This window comes from Polaribacter sp. PL03 (genome assembly GCF_033875165.1).
Lineage (GTDB): Bacteria > Bacteroidota > Bacteroidia > Flavobacteriales > Flavobacteriaceae > Polaribacter.
Genome location: NZ_JAWZSV010000003.1, coordinates 548,833 through 566,069 on the forward strand (window position 1 = coordinate 548,833; position 17,237 = coordinate 566,069).

At 30.3% G+C, this 17,237-nt stretch carries 10 protein-coding genes; 5 read left to right on the top strand and 5 right to left on the bottom strand.

Going from position 1 to position 17,237, the window contains the following annotated elements:
• The first annotated feature begins 2 nt into the window (after positions 1-2).
• Positions 3-1,895, top strand: a complete 1,893-nt coding sequence (locus SHK09_RS08475; protein ID WP_319810333.1) for a SulP family inorganic anion transporter — start codon at positions 3-5, stop codon at positions 1,893-1,895.
• A 108-nt stretch (positions 1,896-2,003) separates the two neighbouring features.
• On the opposite strand, the gene SHK09_RS08480 is transcribed toward SHK09_RS08475, so the two are convergent.
• Both SHK09_RS08480 and SHK09_RS08485 read right to left on the bottom strand, forming a co-directional pair.
• The gene (locus SHK09_RS08480) at positions 2,004-3,266 is read right to left on the bottom strand and encodes a DNA cytosine methyltransferase (RefSeq protein WP_319810334.1); all 1,263 of its coding nucleotides are present in this window, start codon (positions 3,264-3,266) and stop codon (positions 2,004-2,006) included.
• Positions 3,256-4,686 (bottom strand): DNA cytosine methyltransferase, encoded by a 1,431-nt coding sequence (locus SHK09_RS08485; RefSeq protein ID WP_319810422.1) that lies wholly within the window; start codon positions 4,684-4,686, stop codon positions 3,256-3,258. Before SHK09_RS08485 ends, SHK09_RS08480 begins: the two co-directional genes overlap by 11 nt.
• 201 nt (positions 4,687-4,887) lie before the next feature.
• Here SHK09_RS08485 and SHK09_RS08490 point away from each other — a divergent pair, with 201 nt between their 5' ends.
• The 4 genes from SHK09_RS08490 (at position 4,888) to SHK09_RS08505 (ending at position 12,925) form a co-directional block, all read left to right on the top strand.
• Positions 4,888-6,384: an ATP-binding protein gene (locus SHK09_RS08490; RefSeq protein ID WP_319810335.1), complete on the top strand. Its 1,497-nt coding sequence runs from the start codon at positions 4,888-4,890 to the stop codon at positions 6,382-6,384.
• A 254-nt stretch (positions 6,385-6,638) separates the two neighbouring features.
• Positions 6,639-9,539 (top strand): Z1 domain-containing protein, encoded by a 2,901-nt coding sequence (locus SHK09_RS08495; protein ID WP_319810336.1) that lies wholly within the window; start codon positions 6,639-6,641, stop codon positions 9,537-9,539.
• 6 nt (positions 9,540-9,545) lie between these two features.
• Entirely contained in the window at positions 9,546-10,526 is a 981-nt protein-coding gene (locus SHK09_RS08500; protein WP_319810337.1) for a PD-(D/E)XK motif protein, read from the top strand.
• 2 nt (positions 10,527-10,528) lie between these two features.
• Positions 10,529-12,925 carry an AIPR family protein gene (locus SHK09_RS08505; protein WP_319810338.1) on the top strand — a complete coding sequence of 799 codons (2,397 nt, stop codon included), beginning with the start codon at positions 10,529-10,531 and terminating at the stop codon, positions 12,923-12,925.
• A 235-nt stretch (positions 12,926-13,160) separates the two neighbouring features.
• Here SHK09_RS08505 and SHK09_RS08510 read toward each other — a convergent pair whose 3' ends face one another.
• From SHK09_RS08510 to SHK09_RS08520, 3 genes are all read right to left on the bottom strand, one after another.
• The gene (locus SHK09_RS08510; RefSeq protein WP_319810339.1) at positions 13,161-15,377 is read right to left on the bottom strand and encodes a xanthine dehydrogenase family protein molybdopterin-binding subunit; all 2,217 of its coding nucleotides are present in this window, start codon (positions 15,375-15,377) and stop codon (positions 13,161-13,163) included.
• Positions 15,377-15,838 carry a (2Fe-2S)-binding protein gene (locus SHK09_RS08515; protein ID WP_319810340.1) on the bottom strand — a complete coding sequence of 154 codons (462 nt, stop codon included), beginning with the start codon at positions 15,836-15,838 and terminating at the stop codon, positions 15,377-15,379. The genes SHK09_RS08510 and SHK09_RS08515 overlap by 1 nt, the downstream gene beginning before the upstream one ends.
• 287 nt (positions 15,839-16,125) lie before the next feature.
• The gene (locus tag SHK09_RS08520; RefSeq protein ID WP_319810341.1) at positions 16,126-17,235 is read right to left on the bottom strand and encodes a lactonase family protein; all 1,110 of its coding nucleotides are present in this window, start codon (positions 17,233-17,235) and stop codon (positions 16,126-16,128) included.
• Positions 17,236-17,237: the final 2 nt, after the last annotated feature.

Below are 17,237 nucleotides of genomic sequence, written 5' to 3' on the forward strand. Positions count from 1 at the left end.
AAATGACTGAATTTTTAAAAAAAATATTACCAAATGCAAAGGATGATGTTCTTGCAGGAATAACCGTTTCTTTAGCAATGATACCAGAAGTTGTGGCATTTGCTTTTGTGGCACAAATTAGTCCTATTGTAGCTTTATTTGGTGCTTTTGTAGTAGGTATTATCTCTGCCGTTTTTGGTGGAAGACCAGGTTTAATTTCTGGAGCAGCAGGAGCAGTAGCTGTTATTTTTGTACATATGATACAAGAAGGGCACGCAAAAGGTTTATTATTTGACACGCCTGTAGAAAATATGGGATACTTTTATCTCTTAGCTGCCGTTGTTCTAATGGGGATTATACAAGTGTTTGCTGGCTTATTTAAATTAGGGAAATTTGTGCGTTTAATTCCGCATCCTGTAATGATGGGATTCGTAAACGGATTAGCAATTGTTATTTTTATGGCACAATTGGGCATGTTTAAAGAGAATCAAAAAGATTTCTTTGGGCAGAACATGCGTAAAACCAAATCGAAAGAGTTGGTCTATAATGTAGCTAATAACCAAGTAAAAGATCTAGCATCTAATACCGTATTGTTTTCTATTGATGGCAATTCAGTAATAAACGCAAATACTAACGAAGCTGTATTTTTAGTTTCAGATGGTCAGGTTTTCGATATTAAGACAAAAAAAGTAGTTTACAACGCATCAGAAAAAGGATTTTATTCTGTAACAGATAGTGGTGTAGTAAAATCTACTATGCAAGGAGAAACTTTATATATAATGATTGGTTTGGTTTTATTAACCATGTTAATTGTTTGGGGTTTACCTAAAATAACTACAAAAATACCGGCGGCTTTAACTGCTATTTTAATTGTTACTTTAATTTCAATTTTTAGTGGATTAAATTCTATTAATGTTGGAGATTTTATTAGAGATGGTGGAGGAGCAGGTTTAAACGGAATTGCAGAACTTTCTAAGAACTTAAATGTTTTAGAATTATGGAGCAACCTTCCTTTTAATTTAGATACACTAAAATTTATTGCGCCTTATGCTTTTCTAGCAGCTTCTGTTGGTTTAATAGAAACGTTAATGACCATGAATTTGGTAGATGAATTAACAGAAACTAGAGGAAACGGAAATAAAGAATGTATTGCACAAGGAGCCGGAAATATTGTTAGTGGTGCCTTTGGTGGAACAGGTGGTTGTGGTATGATTGGGCAAACAGTAATAAATATTAATGCTGGTGGGCGTGGACGTTTGTCTGGTGTTATGATGGCATTAACCTTATTAACTTTTATTTTATTTGCAGATAAATATATAGAGCAAGTTCCTATTGCAGCATTGGTTGGTGTAATGTTTATGATGGTTATAGAAACCTTTGCTTGGTCTAGTTTTAGAATTTTAAAGAAAATTCCAATGTCTGATGCTGCTGTATTAATTATAGTGTCTGCCGTAACGGTTTTCTTCGATTTAGCAATTGCAGTTTTTGTTGGGGTTATTATTTCGGCATTATCTTTTGCATGGACAAGTGCAAAGAAAATTAGAGCAAGAAAACGTTTTAAAGCAGACGGTACTAAAGTGTACGAAATTTGGGGACCTCTTTTCTTTGGAAGTATAACAGAGTTTAATGAAAAGTTTGATATTAAAAACGACCCTGATGTTGTAGAAATAGATTTTGTTGAAGCGCGTGTTTCAGATCATTCTGCTATAGAGGCTATTTTTAATTTAGCAGAGAAATACCAAGCTGCAGGAAAGAAAATTACTTTAAAACATTTAAGTGAAGATTGTAAAGTGCTACTTTACAAAGCTTCTCCTATTTTTACAGGTATTATAGAAGAAGGTATCGACGATCCTCGTTACCATTTAGCAGCCAATCCAGAAAAGTTTCCTAAACCTTTAGGGGAGTATAAGTTTTAGATAAAGTATTTATAGATTATTAAAAAAGCTCAACTTTTAAAAGTTGAGCTTTTTTTTATGTAATCAATTTAATTTATGAAGCATAAATTATTTGGAACTAGTTAAAATTCACACTTCATTATTTAGAATTTTATTAATTGCAATTGCTATTTTCTCAGCCATTAAAGGAGGGACGGCATTACCAATCATTTTATAATTGTATCCCATGTTTTCTATAAATTCAAAATCATTAGGAAAAGATTGAATTAGTGCAGCTTCTTTAACAGTAATAGTTCTTGCTTGTTCTGCATCAGGGTGAATAAACATCAATCCATCTTTATATAAATGAGCTACTATCGTCTGTGATGGTTTATCCCAATCTAAACTCCTATATTTAGCATGTTTAGAGTTCCTGCCTACTAGGTTATTATAAAATTGAATACGCTCAATCATAGGACGTTTATTCATGTTTTTAGAAACCCATTCTCTAAAGATTTTTATATCACGTTCATTCTGAAATCTAGGTTTATGATTTTCCTCAATAAATTTATCTTCATCAATTGGTATATAGCAGTATTTCCTACCATTAAGTGTGGTAATTTTATCTGATGGTTTAAATTTAGGAAGATGATTTATAACGTCTCGTAAAGTTTTTGGTGTTTTTATTTTATGTTTATTTATTTCAGAATAAATAGAATCTAAATTAATATTTTTAGTTTTAGAAGCTCTTCTTACTCCTACAATAATAACTCTATTTCGTTTTTGCGGTACTCCAAAATCACTAGCTGATAATATTACATTTTTTAGTTCATCTGGTGTTTTTATATCGTAACCATGTTGATCAAAATATTCAAAAATTCTTTCTGTTACCTTTTTATCTCCTGGACACGCACTTAATATTCCAGGCACATTTTCAAAAACAAAAATATTAGGCTGAAATTCTTCAACGACTTTAATAAAGCTTTCAAAAAGGTAATTTCGATAATCTTCTTTCATCGAATTTTTATCTTGAGCTCTTCCTGCGACCGAGTATGCTTGACAAGGAGGCCCGCCTATTACAAGATCTACTTTCCGTTTACCAACGAGGCCTTTTAATCCATACTTTTGGACTTCAATGTGATTTGTACTCCCAAAACTTTTAATAGTTTCCTCTTTCCAATTACCATTAATCAATTCTTCCGTTTTCTGAATATCAAAATGTAAAACTCTTTTAAAAGCATCCTCATTAGTATGCTTCCATTTTTTCTCTAATCTAGATCTAAGAGTTCTTACCATCGGAATTTCCCATTCAACATGGGCAAGAGCATCATATTTACCTGACATAATAAATCCTTCAGATAAGCCTCCACAACCTGCAAACAAATCAATAAAAGTTAATTTTTTATTTTTCATCTTGCTTAATACGGTCTAATACATTTTTAAATTCTTCAGCAAAAACACCTCCTAGTAATGGTGGTACAGCATTTCCTATTTGTTTTAGCTGATTTCTAGTACTTCCTGTAAAGAAATACCAATCTGGAAAAGATTGTATTCTAGCAGCCTCTCTAGGTGTAATACTTCTAGGGTGTTCTCCTGGGTGTACATATGAATTTCCATCTGTTTCTAAATGAGCTATTATTGTTTTTGAAACACTTTCAGGGTTAAGTTTAAAATATTTATCACCAAATCCTTTTACTTTTTTATTCCCATTTTTATCGATAACAACCCCATAAGTAACTTTTGAAAGTGCTTTTTCATTCACAGGATCATTTAGATATTTTCCTGCTACAAGATTTTTATAAATAAACAAATCTCGCTCATTATGGTATCTTGATTTATGATTAAACAAATACTTAGGTGTTATTAACTTATCGTTATACGTATTAATAGAATTAAGGTATTTATTACTACTACTTTTACTTATTAATTTACTGTAAGGTTCATCAGAAATGTTCTTTCCAAAACAAACACTCATATTGCTAAAAGGAACTTCTGCTTCCTCTTTATAATTATTAGGTTTAGGATTCGATTTTATCTGAGGTAAATCGTAAATCACATCTTTTAATTTTAACGAATCCTGTTTTGTTTTAATAATTTCTTCAAAAATATCAGATGCATTAATATCATATTTTTCAGACAGATCTTTTCGAACTCCAATAAAGAAAATACGTTCCCTGTTTTGGGCAAGACCAAAATCTTTTGCATTTAGGATATGAGAAGAAGCATTATAACCAAATTTACCTGTATCGGTTAATGATTTTTCAATCAAATCTCTATAGCCTGAAGCAGAAGCTAGGCCTTTTACATTTTCAATCAATATAAGTTTTGGTGATAGTTTTTCTGCAAATTTTAAATAATACTTAAAAAGCTGATTTCTTGGGTCGTCAATAAACCCCTTGGTTCTTTCCTCTAAAGTAGCTTTTTTTGAACGTCCTATCATAGAAAACCCTTGACAAGGAGGACCTCCAGCAAGAACATCTATGTGATTTATATTCGAAAGAATATTCTTTATAACATCATTATCCTTAATAGTAGGAACTTTTTCCCGAAGCTCAACTTCTTTATTTGTTTCTATAACCATATGACCTTGCATATCATAAGTAACTTCACCATTGCCTAGATGTTCATAAAGTTCTTTTATATCCCCAAGAATAACGCGTTCTTGATTAGTTTCAGGATGAGTCTTTTTTAAGTTTTTCTTAAAAGTATTCAAGGCTGGTTCTGCAATATCATTCGCTAATTCAAGATGAAAACCTTTGTTTCCGAACCCAATTGAAAGTCCTCCTGCACCTGCAAATAAATCTATATAATTGTATGTTTTTTCATTTTTCATCAAGATGCTAAAATTACATTGATTCTTCCAGTGTTAAAAGATTTAATTCAAATATATTTTGTGTAACACACTAGAGACTGTAAATCAGATTCTTGCCCAAGTTTACCCAAGTAATACATAAATAAGTAGTATAAAAATTAAGGGTTAGCCATTTAATTATCTGCCAGATTAACTATATTTACTACGCTAAGAAAGAAATTAATGATCACTAAAACTATTAATGCCCAACCTAATCCTGAATTTTTAATTAAATCAATTTCAGAACAAGGTTATTCGTTAGAGACAGCTTTATCGGATTTATTAGATAATTCCATTTCGGCAGAAGCTGATAAAATAGAAATATTAACAGAGCATATATTAAATCATACTGCAATATTTATTACAGATAATGGAAAAGGAATGTCTGAAGTCGAACTTTCCGCTAACATGCAATTCCCAAGTAGAGATATGGAATCAGAAAGGGAGCTTCATGATCTTGGACGATTTGGATTGGGGATGAAAACCGCTTCATTTTCACAAACCAGAAAATTTACAGTTATCTCAAGAAAGAAAGGTACAAAAGAATATTCGGGATTGACTTGGGATGTTTCTCATTTAAAAAATACTGGTAAATGGGAAATTATTATTAATACCAAGGATGAGATTAAAGTTATTCTAGATAGATATATAAAAACTTCTGAAAATCACTTAGAAAAGTTCAAAGATTATCAGCCTAATACAATTGTAGTTTGGGAAGAATTGAAAAATTTTAATAATTATTTAGATTCAGATAAACATGTAAAACAATTGAATGAAGAATTAACCGCAACTACAAGTGAATACTTAAGTGTTGTTTTTCATAAGTTTATGGAATTAGCTCATAATCCATTAAAAATAAGGTTAAATAATCTATTGGTTAAGCCATTCAATCCTTTTAGATCTTCGGAAGGAAATTCAGCAAGAGCATTAGAGTCTAGAGAGATGTTTTTAGGTAATGATGTTTTAAAAATGGAAGGCTTTGTTCTTCCTGTAGATGCGTCAGATAGTAGTAATATGTGGAAACCTTCAAACAAGAGTCTTTTGGATATGGAAGGAATATATGTTTATAGAGGTAATCGAATTATTTTCTTCGGAGGATGGAATGGTATAATACGAAAGCAAGCTAAACTAAAACTAGCTCGTTTAAAGATTCAGGTAGGCAATATGAACGATGATAAGCTTCAGCTGAATGTTGCTAAATCAAAAATAGCAATACCTTATGATTTAAAGTTGGGGGTTTTAAGGTATATAAGTGAATTAAAAACAGAAGCTGTTAAAGAGTATAATAATCGTGGATTAAAAAGTAATTTCAAAAAAGATTCAAACTCTGAAAAGAGCATAGAGTTATTACAAAAACAATCAACAACAAAAGGGACTATCTATTCTATAAATCAAGAATATCCGTTAGTAAAAATAATATCTAATGAGCTGAATTCAAATGCTTCAAAATATTTTAAAACATTATTAAAAGGTATAAATATACTTTTAAATAAACAGCGTTATACAGATAGTAATTATATGGATCTTATACAAGATGGTATAAGTATAGAGGATGTTATTGCAACTACTAAAAAACTGTTAGATACAGGCGTATCAAAAGATGATATTTTTAATATTTTTTTACGAGACAATGGTTATAATGAAAGTAATTTACCTGAATCATTAAAAAATATTTTATAAAAAAAAAATAAAGCATGAAAGAAATAATTTTAAGTATTCTAAATAAAGATTCTAAAAAATTCACAAAAGAAAACAACGATGTATTTTCTTTAGAATTTTATAATAATCTTGATGAAAATAAAGTAAAAGATGGAACACGTAATATTTGTGAAATTTTAGAAAAGGAATTTTCTAATGAGTTATTTACTAAATACTTTCTAATAGCAGTTAATCAACATAAAGCAACTAACCCTATTACAATTCAAGAGAGTTTTATGCTTAAGGTTAATGCTAATAAATGGCTAACAGAGGTAAGACAAAATGATATCGGATGGAACAATGATGCTGTAACGACCTATAGAGAGCGTTATTTTGCTTATTTAAAGAAAATTGGTAGAAACGAAAATATAATAAAGGAAACTAGAAGAAGTACTTTAAATATTATAGAGAACCTTGGAGACCCAAAAAGTAATGAAGGGTTTTATAAAAAAGGAATGGTTGTTGGTAGTGTACAATCAGGAAAAACTGCAAATTTTAATGGGGTTATAAATACAGCAATAGATGCGGGTTATAAAATGATTATCGTTCTTTCAGGTATTATGGAAGATTTAAGAGTACAAACTCAAGCTAGATTAGAAAAAGAAGTTATCGGTTCATTAGGTGCTGGTGGTTTGGGTATAGGTGTCGGTTTGGATAATCCATTTCCTGATAATGTCGTTTCATCAGTAACGTCTTTAGGGTCAGATTTCAGTAGAGGGTTATTAGATGCTAACTTTCAATTATATAATAAGAACATCTTAGTAGTTAAGAAAAATGTTCACATATTAAAGAACATATTGCTTTGGTTGAATGAAAATGTAGACGAAAAACACCCTAAAATTGACATACCTTTATTGATAATAGATGATGAGTGTGATAATGCATCTTTAAATAATATTGGTCATAAAGGGGCTGAGTATGCAACTAAAACAAACGCAGAAATCAGAGCTATATTAGCAATGTTTTCTAAAAAATCATATTTAGGTTATACAGCAACACCTTTTGCTAATGTATTCCAAGATAGAAATGAAACTCCAGGTACAAAATTTAAATTAACAGATAGAAAGATCGATTATAATTTTAAATTAGTTGATAATTTGTTCCCTGAGCATTTTATTGAAATGCTTCAGCCTCCGTCTAATTATGTCGGAATAAAACATTTTTTCGACACAAGAAATGACGAAATTAATAAAATAGAAAGTTTAATTGCTAGGCCTATTGATTTTGATGACTCTGAATATTATAATAGTATTCCGCAAAGGTTTAATAAAGATCCAGAATATCCTACTGTAAGCACAGCGCCTGGAACTAGAGCAGCTAAAAAAGACGATGTATATCCAAATTCTGACAATGGAATTCCTAAATCGTTAAAAGAGGCTATCCATTGTTTTATATTATCTATAGCTATTAGAAATAGTAGAAAAGAAGCTTTAATTAATTCTCCTTTTTATCAGCGACATCATACTATGCTTGTTCATGTATCTTTATTTGGTTTATGGCAAAATAGGTTAAAAGAATTAGTAGAGCGTTTTATGAAGGAAATCACAAATAAGCTTAACCATGATGGTTTAGATGCTCCTGTTTTTATGGAATTTGAACGTGTATGGATGAAACATTTCGACTACATAGTAAATAATATAAAAAGTGAATTATCAGAGGGTTATGTAGATGATTATTTAACTCCAAAAGACTTTGTAAACGACATAAAACCACTATTAATTAAAGCCGTAGCTAATATAGAGGTAGTGGCTATTAACTCATACACAAAATCAGATTTAGATTATAAAAATGAAGATAAAAAATATATAGCTATTGGAGGTAACAGGTTATCTCGTGGATTTACACTAGAAGGCTTAACGATAAACTATTTTTTAAGAAGAGCTAACACTGCAGATACCTTAATGCAAATGGGGCGTTGGTTTGGTTATCGTATAGGTTACTTAGATTGCTGTAAATTATTTACAACATCAGAAAATATAGAAAAGTTTAATGAAGCTTCAAAGATTATAGAAGATCTTGAAAATAAGTTTAAGTATTTGGCAGGTTTACCAGGAAGAACTCCTGGGGATTTTACATTATGGGTACAAAATAATCCAGATGTCATAAAATTAACTAGAGGCAATTTCTTAAAAGGATTATCAACCAAGAGTCTTAGTTTTGAAGACACAGTGCAGCAGTCTACTCAGTTTTTAATTGATAAGGAAAAAATTAGTACTGCGTATGATGCCTTTAAAGATAAATTTTCTCAAATTGAATGGAAAAAAGAAAAAAGTCATCCTAATTATATAGTATACGATACAGATCAAGATGGTCTAATGGAGTTTATTAACTTGCCAAATGCAATGTTAAATTTCAATATTTTAGGGCTTAAGGAATACTTAGAATCTTGCTCACAGGCGAATAAGCTTAAGAAATGGCGAGTTGCATTAAGTGTTAGCAATAGAAATACGGGGCTCGATATTGAACTTAAGGGCAAGGTAAAAAATTATAAGTTTAAGAAAGTAGTACGTTCTGGTCCAAGTATTGGAGGCAATCCTGATAAACCTTCTTTAAGTTATAGTTCTCTTGTCGATAAAGATTTATTTAAGGCTAGAAGTAGTACTATAATATCGCCAGATGATTTCTCTTTGTATCTAACAACCGCAGAAATAGTTAAGCTCAAGCAAAATTACCATACAAGAAATAAAGAAGAAAATAAAGGAAAAACAGTTCCCGATCGTGAATATAGATCATATATGGATTCTTCTCAAGGACTTTTAGTCATTTATCTAATTGATTTATGTAATGTTTTTGATGTAAAAGGGAATGAGGAAAAGCCTTTAAAAAATTATGCAGACAGTAAAGGAATAAATGAAGAGTTTCAAAAGAAAATACCATTGATAGGCTTTGCTTTAGGTTTTCCTACAGAAATAGGTGTCAATGGAGCTGATTATGTTACTCAGCATGTTCACAAAGAACCAGAAGAGATGAATTTAGAGGAACTTAAAGACTTTGTTTCAATACGTGATTTTGATATAGATTTAAATAATAACGATTGGACAACTGATTCTTTACTTGAAGCAATTTATGATAATCCTGATAATGATGAAGACAATGTACTAGACGATTCAGATGAAGTTACTGTTGAAATAAATTAGAAAAATATGAATACAATTCAATTAGAAGATCAATGGTCAAGGCTAAAAGGACAAAAAAACTCTGGTTTTATTACATTGCGAATAGATGCAAATTGTAAACCAGATTTAAATTTAGGAATTAACTCTAAAAAAAATAGATGTTTATTATTAATGTTACCAAAAGGTTTTAATATTGATTTTATAGGTGAAACAAAGGAAAATATAAAAACTTCATACAATAGAAAAGATAATTGTATTGTTTTAGAATTATTAGATGGCTACTATCATAATCTATTTGATGACTTAATCATATCATTATATTTCAAAATAAATAAGATAGAAGACGTAAAAGAGTCAACAAGTATTTTTATTAGTACAATAAATAAATGGGCTAGTTTTTTAGCTAATGCAAGAGGTGATAAGTTAACTAAAGAAGTCATTAAAGGACTTTATGGAGAATTAACAGTTGTAGATGAATTATTAATTAAATCGTCTCTCTCTGATGTTAATGAAGTATTACAATCATGGCAAGGACCGTATGATGCAAATACCGATTTTATCTTTGATAAAAAGAATATAGAGGTAAAAACTAAAAATTATGATAGCTCTATTATTAGGATTTCAAGTGAATTTCAATTGGATGATGAATTGGGGAAAGAGTTAGAACTTTTGGTTGTTTCCTTAGAAACAGATAATAATTTAGGAGAAGATTTAGAGGCTTTAGTTAATAAGTTAAAAGGACATATTTTAGATGCTAATGGTGATGTTTCTATTTTATTTGAAGCCTTAGCTCAGAAAAACTTATTTACTTCTAATTTAAAAGAGTATAGTAATTATAAATTTACTCTAAAAAAACATGAAACATATTCTTGTAATATGATTCTTGAAAATAATGAAGTATTCCCAAGGCTTATGGATACACTACTTCCTGATTACATAAAAAAAGTAAAATATAATATTAACCTACAAGAACTTAATAGTTTTATTGTTGCTCAAAAAATATTTTAAATTTGGAAACTAAAGAATACTTTTCGTATCGTAAAGAATTATTGAATAACTCAGTATATCCAGATGGTGGTGGGTATGCTGATAGTCTTTTATTAGATAATGTATTATCAGATTTATTAGAAACTAAGCTTATTGATTCTGAAGATATAAATAATTGTTTTTATAATTCATCTTTAGATGGTGTTTTTCTTAAAGTTGATGCTTATTGTATGAATGAAACAGGAGAGCGTCTGCAACTATTTTTAATTAATGAAAACGCAACAAGTCAAGCAACCAAAGAAGAAGATTTAGTCATAAGTACTAAGGCTGAATATGATGATATATTTAACAAGACCAATAATTTTTTAAAGAAATCAATAAAAAGACACTTAGAGCTTCAAGATTCTGATCCAGCATATTTTATTTTAGAACAATTAAAATCATCAGATTTTATAGACAAAATAGATGTAGTTGAAATATTTTTAATTTCACCGACACTAACTGTTACTATGAAAAATGAACAAATAATCGGCTTAAAAAAAATAGAATTTAGGGATAAGGAAATGAAAACATCATTTCAGAAAGGAAATAAACGTGAAGAAAAAAGTATCCTGCTAACATATACATTGATAGACTTAAATTTTCTTTATAATGTATCGCTTTCCAAAGGGAATGAATATGCATTAGAAATTAATATAGAAGAAGTATTTGGTTCTAAAATTGAAGTTTTAAAAGCTGCAGAAACCGCAGATTTTGAATCTTACTTATGTGTATTGCCTGCAGATGGTATTGCCTCTCTTTATAGAAGATACTCTACTAGGCTTCTAGAGAAAAATGTAAGATCGTTTCTTCAGTTTAGGGGGGTTAATGGAGGGATGCGTAAAACAATTCGTGAAACTCCTGAAAAGTTCATTGCTTACAACAACGGACTTACCATTACTGCTACAGATAGAAATTTGGTAGAGGATAACGGAAAGCTATTTTTAAAATCACTTACTGATTTTCAGATTGTAAATGGTGGGCAAACAACTGCAAGTATATTTTTCTCAAAGAAAGATAACTTAGATATCTCAGAAATTAATTTAATGGCTAAAATAAATATAGCTAAAAATTTAAATGAAGAAGATTTAAATACATTAATTAGTAACATTAGTTTGTATTCTAATTCTCAGTCAAAAGTATCTAGAGTAGATTTAAGATCTAGAGATCCAAAAATGGATCGAATTAAGAAATTATCAGATACAGTTTTAACTCCAACTGGAGGGAAATGGTTTTTTGAGAAATCTAAGGGAGAATTTGCAACTAGAAAAAGATTAACCGGTGGTAAAATTGAAAAAGATTACCCTAGAAAAGTAAGGTTGTCAAAAACAGATATAGGAAAGTATCATACTGCTTGGGGAGATCAACCATGGTTAGTTAAAAAAGGAGGGGAGAAAGTGTTTAGAACATTTATGGAGAATCTAAACGGGGAAGGTATTCGTAGTAATGAGTTAGAAATAGACAGAGCTTTTTATGAGGATTTAATAGCTAAAACTATCTTATTTAAAGGGATGGAGGACATTCATGGTACTCGTGGTAATGCTATCGGTCAGCTTAGAGCTGCTGTAGTTCCTTATTCTATTTCTGTATTGTACAATATGTTCGGTGGTAGTGAGAAGAGGGATGCTAAATTTGATTTAGTAAAGTTATGGAAAAGTCAGGAAATTGATGACAGTTTAAAGGTTTTCTTAAAATCATTAATGAAGGAAATGTATGTTCTAATCGAAAAATATAAATCGAGTACAGATATATCCGAAAACACCAAGAAAAAAGAATTATGGGAGTCTATTAAAAAAAGCAAGGAGTTAAAAGAGTTTATAAAGTCACCTAATGCATTATTTATTATTGACAATTATAAATTGAGAACAACAAGAAATAACAAGAATAAAGAAGTAGATTTTAGTAAATTGAATGATATTGTTGAACTCTTTTCAAAAACAAAGCCATATTATTTTAGACTAGAAACATTTTTGATTAAATACAATGCAAATATTGAAGACCCAATTTCATATTCTCAAAAACTTTTTAGTTTATATGTTGATGAATTATTTTCAAGTAAAAAAATATCAGATAGAGGTATTAAGTTTTTCAATGATCTATTCTTAGCAATAAGAATAAAAGCGAATTCAATCTTTGATGAAATCAAAATTGAACCAGATTTATCTATAATAACAAGTTTAGACAAAATAATGACAATTTATGGTAATATATTAAGAGATAATAAGGATGTCGAAGCAGTATTTAATGGTCATGAAAAAATAGCTATAAATAAAGGGTTGAAATACACAAGTTCAATATCTCAAATTGGTAAATCACTGGCTAGGGGTGAATGTCCTGATTTTAAATATATAAATTTAGCTACGGCCTATTTTTCACAATAAAGATAAGTGTTGAATTTTAATGAATAATATTTATTGTTTCCCAAATGCTTTATTGTGAGGTTTTAATATTAATTATTTGCTGTATTTGTTTTTTTAATGCTTCATTCGTTACTACTTTATGAGTTTTAATGTTAGTTAACGCTTAATGTTGTTTGTCTGATAGAATTGTCTTCTTTTGGATATTTATCATCTAAAATAAACAAGATTTTCAAATAAACACGTTATTTTCTAACTTTTAAACCATCCCAAAATCCACCAAAGGCAAACTTCTTACACGTTCTCCTGTTGCATTAAAAATAGCATTGCAAATTGCGGGTGCCATTACAGGAACTCCAGGTTCACCAACACCAGTTGGTGGTTCTTTCATGGCATCTACAATATTAATATGAATATTAGGAGCGTCTTTCATTCTTGTCATCTCATAATCGAAGAAATTATGTTGTTCTACAGCTCCGTTTTTGGCAGAAATTTTACCATACAGAGCTAGAGACATTCCAAACATTGCAGCACCTTCTAATTGGTTTTTAATATTGTCTTTATTTAAAGCCAAACCACAATCTATGGTTGTCCAAATATTTTCGACCTTTACTTTTTTATTAATTACAGAAACCTCTACAATGGTTGCAACGTAACTGTAAAAACTATAATGAATAGCAACACCAAAACCATGGTTTTTAATAGGTTTTATAGCCCAATTAGCCATTTTTGCAGTTGCAGTTAATACATTTTTAAAACGCTTAGAGTTAAAAGGAAAGTCAGATTTTCCGTTAATAATTCTATCTTTTCCTATAAGATCTAAACGAAATTGTACAGGATCTTTTTTTGCAGCAAAAGCCAATTCATCTACAAAAGAATTAATACCAAAACCACTATGAATATGAACAACAGAACGCAACCAACCAATTCTTAAATTAGCTTCTGCCTTTACTGTTTCTAACCTAAAGTTATCTAAATCATACGGATTGTTGACAAAACCTTGCCCAAGTTCGAAACCAGAAGGATAGTCTGATAAAGGTTTGAAAGAAGAAACAATAGAAGGAAAACCAACTCTTTGTAACCAACCAGTAACGTTTCCTTTTTTATCTAAGCCACCTTTTAAATATTGTGCACTTGTTGCATGGTAAAAACTATGTTGTATGTCGTCTTCACGCGTCCAAACTACCTGTACAGGCGCATTTATTTTTTTAGAAATGGCAACAGCTTCTACAACAAAATCAGATTTAGATTTTCTACCAAAACCACCACCTAAAAATGTAACATTTACAATAATATTTTCTTCGGCAATTTCAAAGAAATGAGCTAACTCGCTTCTTGCAGTTTGTGGATCTTGTACAGGTGCCCAAACTTCTATTTTATCGCCTTGAAACCAAGCTGTAGCATTTGGCACTTCCATTGGTGCATGTACTAAAAACGGAACATTATAAGTTGCTTCTACAGTTTTTTCTGCAGCATTAAAAGCAGTAGTTACATTGCCTCGACTACCAGGAACTAGTTTGCCCGTTTTGTGAACACGTTCTGTAAGTGTTTTTTTGAATTCTTCGGAATCAAAAGATTCATTTTCTCCATTATTCCACTCGATATCTAAATCTAATTTTCCTTGAAAAGCAGCCCAAGTATTGTTGGCAATTACTGCAACACCACCTAACATACCAAAGAATTTTCCTGTAGGAGGAATTAATCTAGGAACTTCGAAAATTTGTTCTACACCAGCTGTTTTTTCTGCTTTGTCTTTCTTAAAACTTTTTACCGTACCAAATGTTACAGGACATCTTGCAATGGCTGCAAACTTCATGTTTGGTAAGCGAACATCTATACCGTAAGTTGCTGTACCGTGTGTAAAATCTTTTAAATCTACACTTTTTAAAGTCTTTCCTATAAATTTAAAATCTGCTACGTCTTTTAGTAGAATACTCTCTTCATTTGGTATTGAAACAGAAGCTGCTGCTTCCACTAAATCTCCAAAGAATATTTTATCGTTTGTATTTTTATTAATTATAAAATGATTTTCTGCTTTACAATCTGTTTCAGCAACATTCCATTTTTTTGCTGCAGCAGTAATTAACATCATTTTTGCAGTTGCACCCATTTTACGTAATGGTTCTAATCTAGTTCTTACACTTCTAGAACCATCTGTATTTTGGTTTCCATATTTTTCATGACCAATTGCTTGTTTCACAGTAACAAATGCCCAATCTGCTTCTAATTCATCTGCAATTGCAGAAGCTAAAGAAGTTCTAATTCCTTGTCCCATTTCAGAACGAGGCGCAATTAAAGTTACGTTTCCGTTTTTTTCTATTTGTACAAATACATTCGGATTAAAACCTGCTTTGTTTTCTGAAGGAATAAAATCTTTTTTATCTGAAGAAACAGAACAACCTAAAATGATACCACCAGTTGCTAAACCAAATAACTTTACAAAATCTCTTCTGTCTATTTTCTGAATTTTACTCATTATGCTTGGTTTTTAAGTTCAACTGCTTTGTGAATTGCTTTTTTAATTCTGGTGTAAGTTCCACATCTACAGATATTAGAACTCATCGCTTCATCTATATCTTTATCTGTTGGGTTTTCTGTAGAATCGAGTAGAGAAGTGGCAGCAATTAATTGTCCCGATTGGCAATACCCACATTGTGGTACATTTCCGTCGTTCCAAGCTTGTCTTAAAAACTCTAAATTTTCTGAACTTCCTTCGATAGTAAAAATTTCTTTTTCAACAGCATAAGAGACAGGAATACTACAAGACTTTGTAAGTTTACCGTTTATAAGCACAGAACATGCGCCACATTGGCTAACACCGCAACCAAATTTGGTACCTGTTAAGCCTACAATATCTCTAATTGCCCATAATAAAGGCATATCTTGTTGTACTTGAACTGTGTACGTTTTTCCGTTTATTAATAAGTTTGTATTCACTTGTAGAAATTTTAGAAGTACAAGTTACGAATAATTTGATTTTTTGAATTATAAATATTGGTTAAAAATGAAGTATATAGAAACATAGGCTTTGTTTGCTATATACAATTGCACCAACGTTTGTTACTTCTACTTTTTAGGAGAAGTTTCATAAGGATGAGAGCATAAAGAGGAGAAACTGTATGTGATTTCTCGCTACGTTCGAAAATATAAAACTAAGTGGTAAATAATACCTATTATACTTTCTCTATTTCTCTATTTCTCTGTGAATCAATGTGTCCAATATCTTAAAACAAAATACAAACAGGCATTTTAGCAGAAATTTCATCCACTAAAGTCAGTTTTCCTGTATTTTCATTTCGCTTAAAAGAAACAATGTTATTTGTATCTTGATTGGCAACAATTAAAAAGTCTTCGTTTGGAGATAAAGAAAAGTTACGTGGATGTTTCCCTAAAACAGATTGATAATCGACTGTTTTTAAGGTTCCGTTTTGTGTATTTACATCGAAAATAACAATAGATTCATGTCCGCGATTAGAAGCATATAAGAATTTACCATCTTTAGAAATATGTATATCTGCTGCTTTACTAAACGCAGTAAACGTTTCTGGTAAAGTAGAAATTGTTGCGTCTATATAGTAGTTGTTATTTTTTTCTTTGATAAGAGAAACGGTGTTATTTAATTCATTTAAAACATAGATCCATTTATTATTTGGGTGAAATGTTAAATGTCTAGGACCAGCACCTTCTGCCATTTGTAAGTTTTTTTGATTAGTTAAAATCAATTTATCTGTAATAGAATCAATTTTAGAAAACCATAATTGATTTGTACCTAAATCTACAGAAATAATTTCTTTTTTAGTTGGATGAAACCAAGCTGAATGTGCGTGTGGAGATTCTTGTCTGTTTGTTGTTCCTCTACCAACATGTTGCTGCACACTTAACAAATTAGATAGTTTACCAGAAGAATCTGCTTTTAATAAACCTACATTTCCTCCGCCATAATTTGCAGTTATAATATAGTTTTTATTATTAATTGCTACAAAACAAGGGCCTGCGCCTCCAGATTTTTCTTTACCAATTAATTCTAGAGAATCGTTTTTAATTTTAAAAGATTTAATAAAACCCATTCCATTTTCATTTGTTTCACCAACAACAAAAAGCGTTTTTTTATCATTAGATTTTGCTAAAAAAGTAGGGTTTATAGTTGTAGCAACTAAACCTATATTTTTTAACTTTCCTTCTTTAGAAAGACTGTATTTGTAAATTCCTTTACTTTCTTTTTTTGTGTATGTACCAACATAGAAGCTGTCTTCTTGTGCCATTTTTATTGTTGAATTTTTACATCCGAAGAAAACGAAAACGAAAATTAAAATAATAGGTAGAATATTTTTCATGT

Bases quoted from the DNA above. Each gene is read 5' to 3' on its own strand.
- SHK09_RS08510 (WP_319810339.1), bottom strand. From the start codon at position 15,377: ATGAGTAAAATTCAGAAAATAGACAGAAGAGATTTTGTAAAGTTATTT.
- SHK09_RS08485 (WP_319810422.1), bottom strand. From the start codon at position 4,686: ATGAAAAATGAAAAAACATACAATTATATAGATTTATTTGCAGGTGCA.
- SHK09_RS08475 (WP_319810333.1), top strand. From the start codon at position 3: ATGACTGAATTTTTAAAAAAAATATTACCAAATGCAAAGGATGATGTT.
- SHK09_RS08500 (WP_319810337.1), top strand. From the start codon at position 9,546: ATGAATACAATTCAATTAGAAGATCAATGGTCAAGGCTAAAAGGACAA.
- SHK09_RS08490 (WP_319810335.1), top strand. From the start codon at position 4,888: ATGATCACTAAAACTATTAATGCCCAACCTAATCCTGAATTTTTAATT.
- SHK09_RS08520 (WP_319810341.1), bottom strand. From the start codon at position 17,235: ATGAAAAATATTCTACCTATTATTTTAATTTTCGTTTTCGTTTTCTTC.
- SHK09_RS08480 (WP_319810334.1), bottom strand. From the start codon at position 3,266: ATGAAAAATAAAAAATTAACTTTTATTGATTTGTTTGCAGGTTGTGGA.
- SHK09_RS08495 (WP_319810336.1), top strand. From the start codon at position 6,639: ATGCTTAAGGTTAATGCTAATAAATGGCTAACAGAGGTAAGACAAAAT.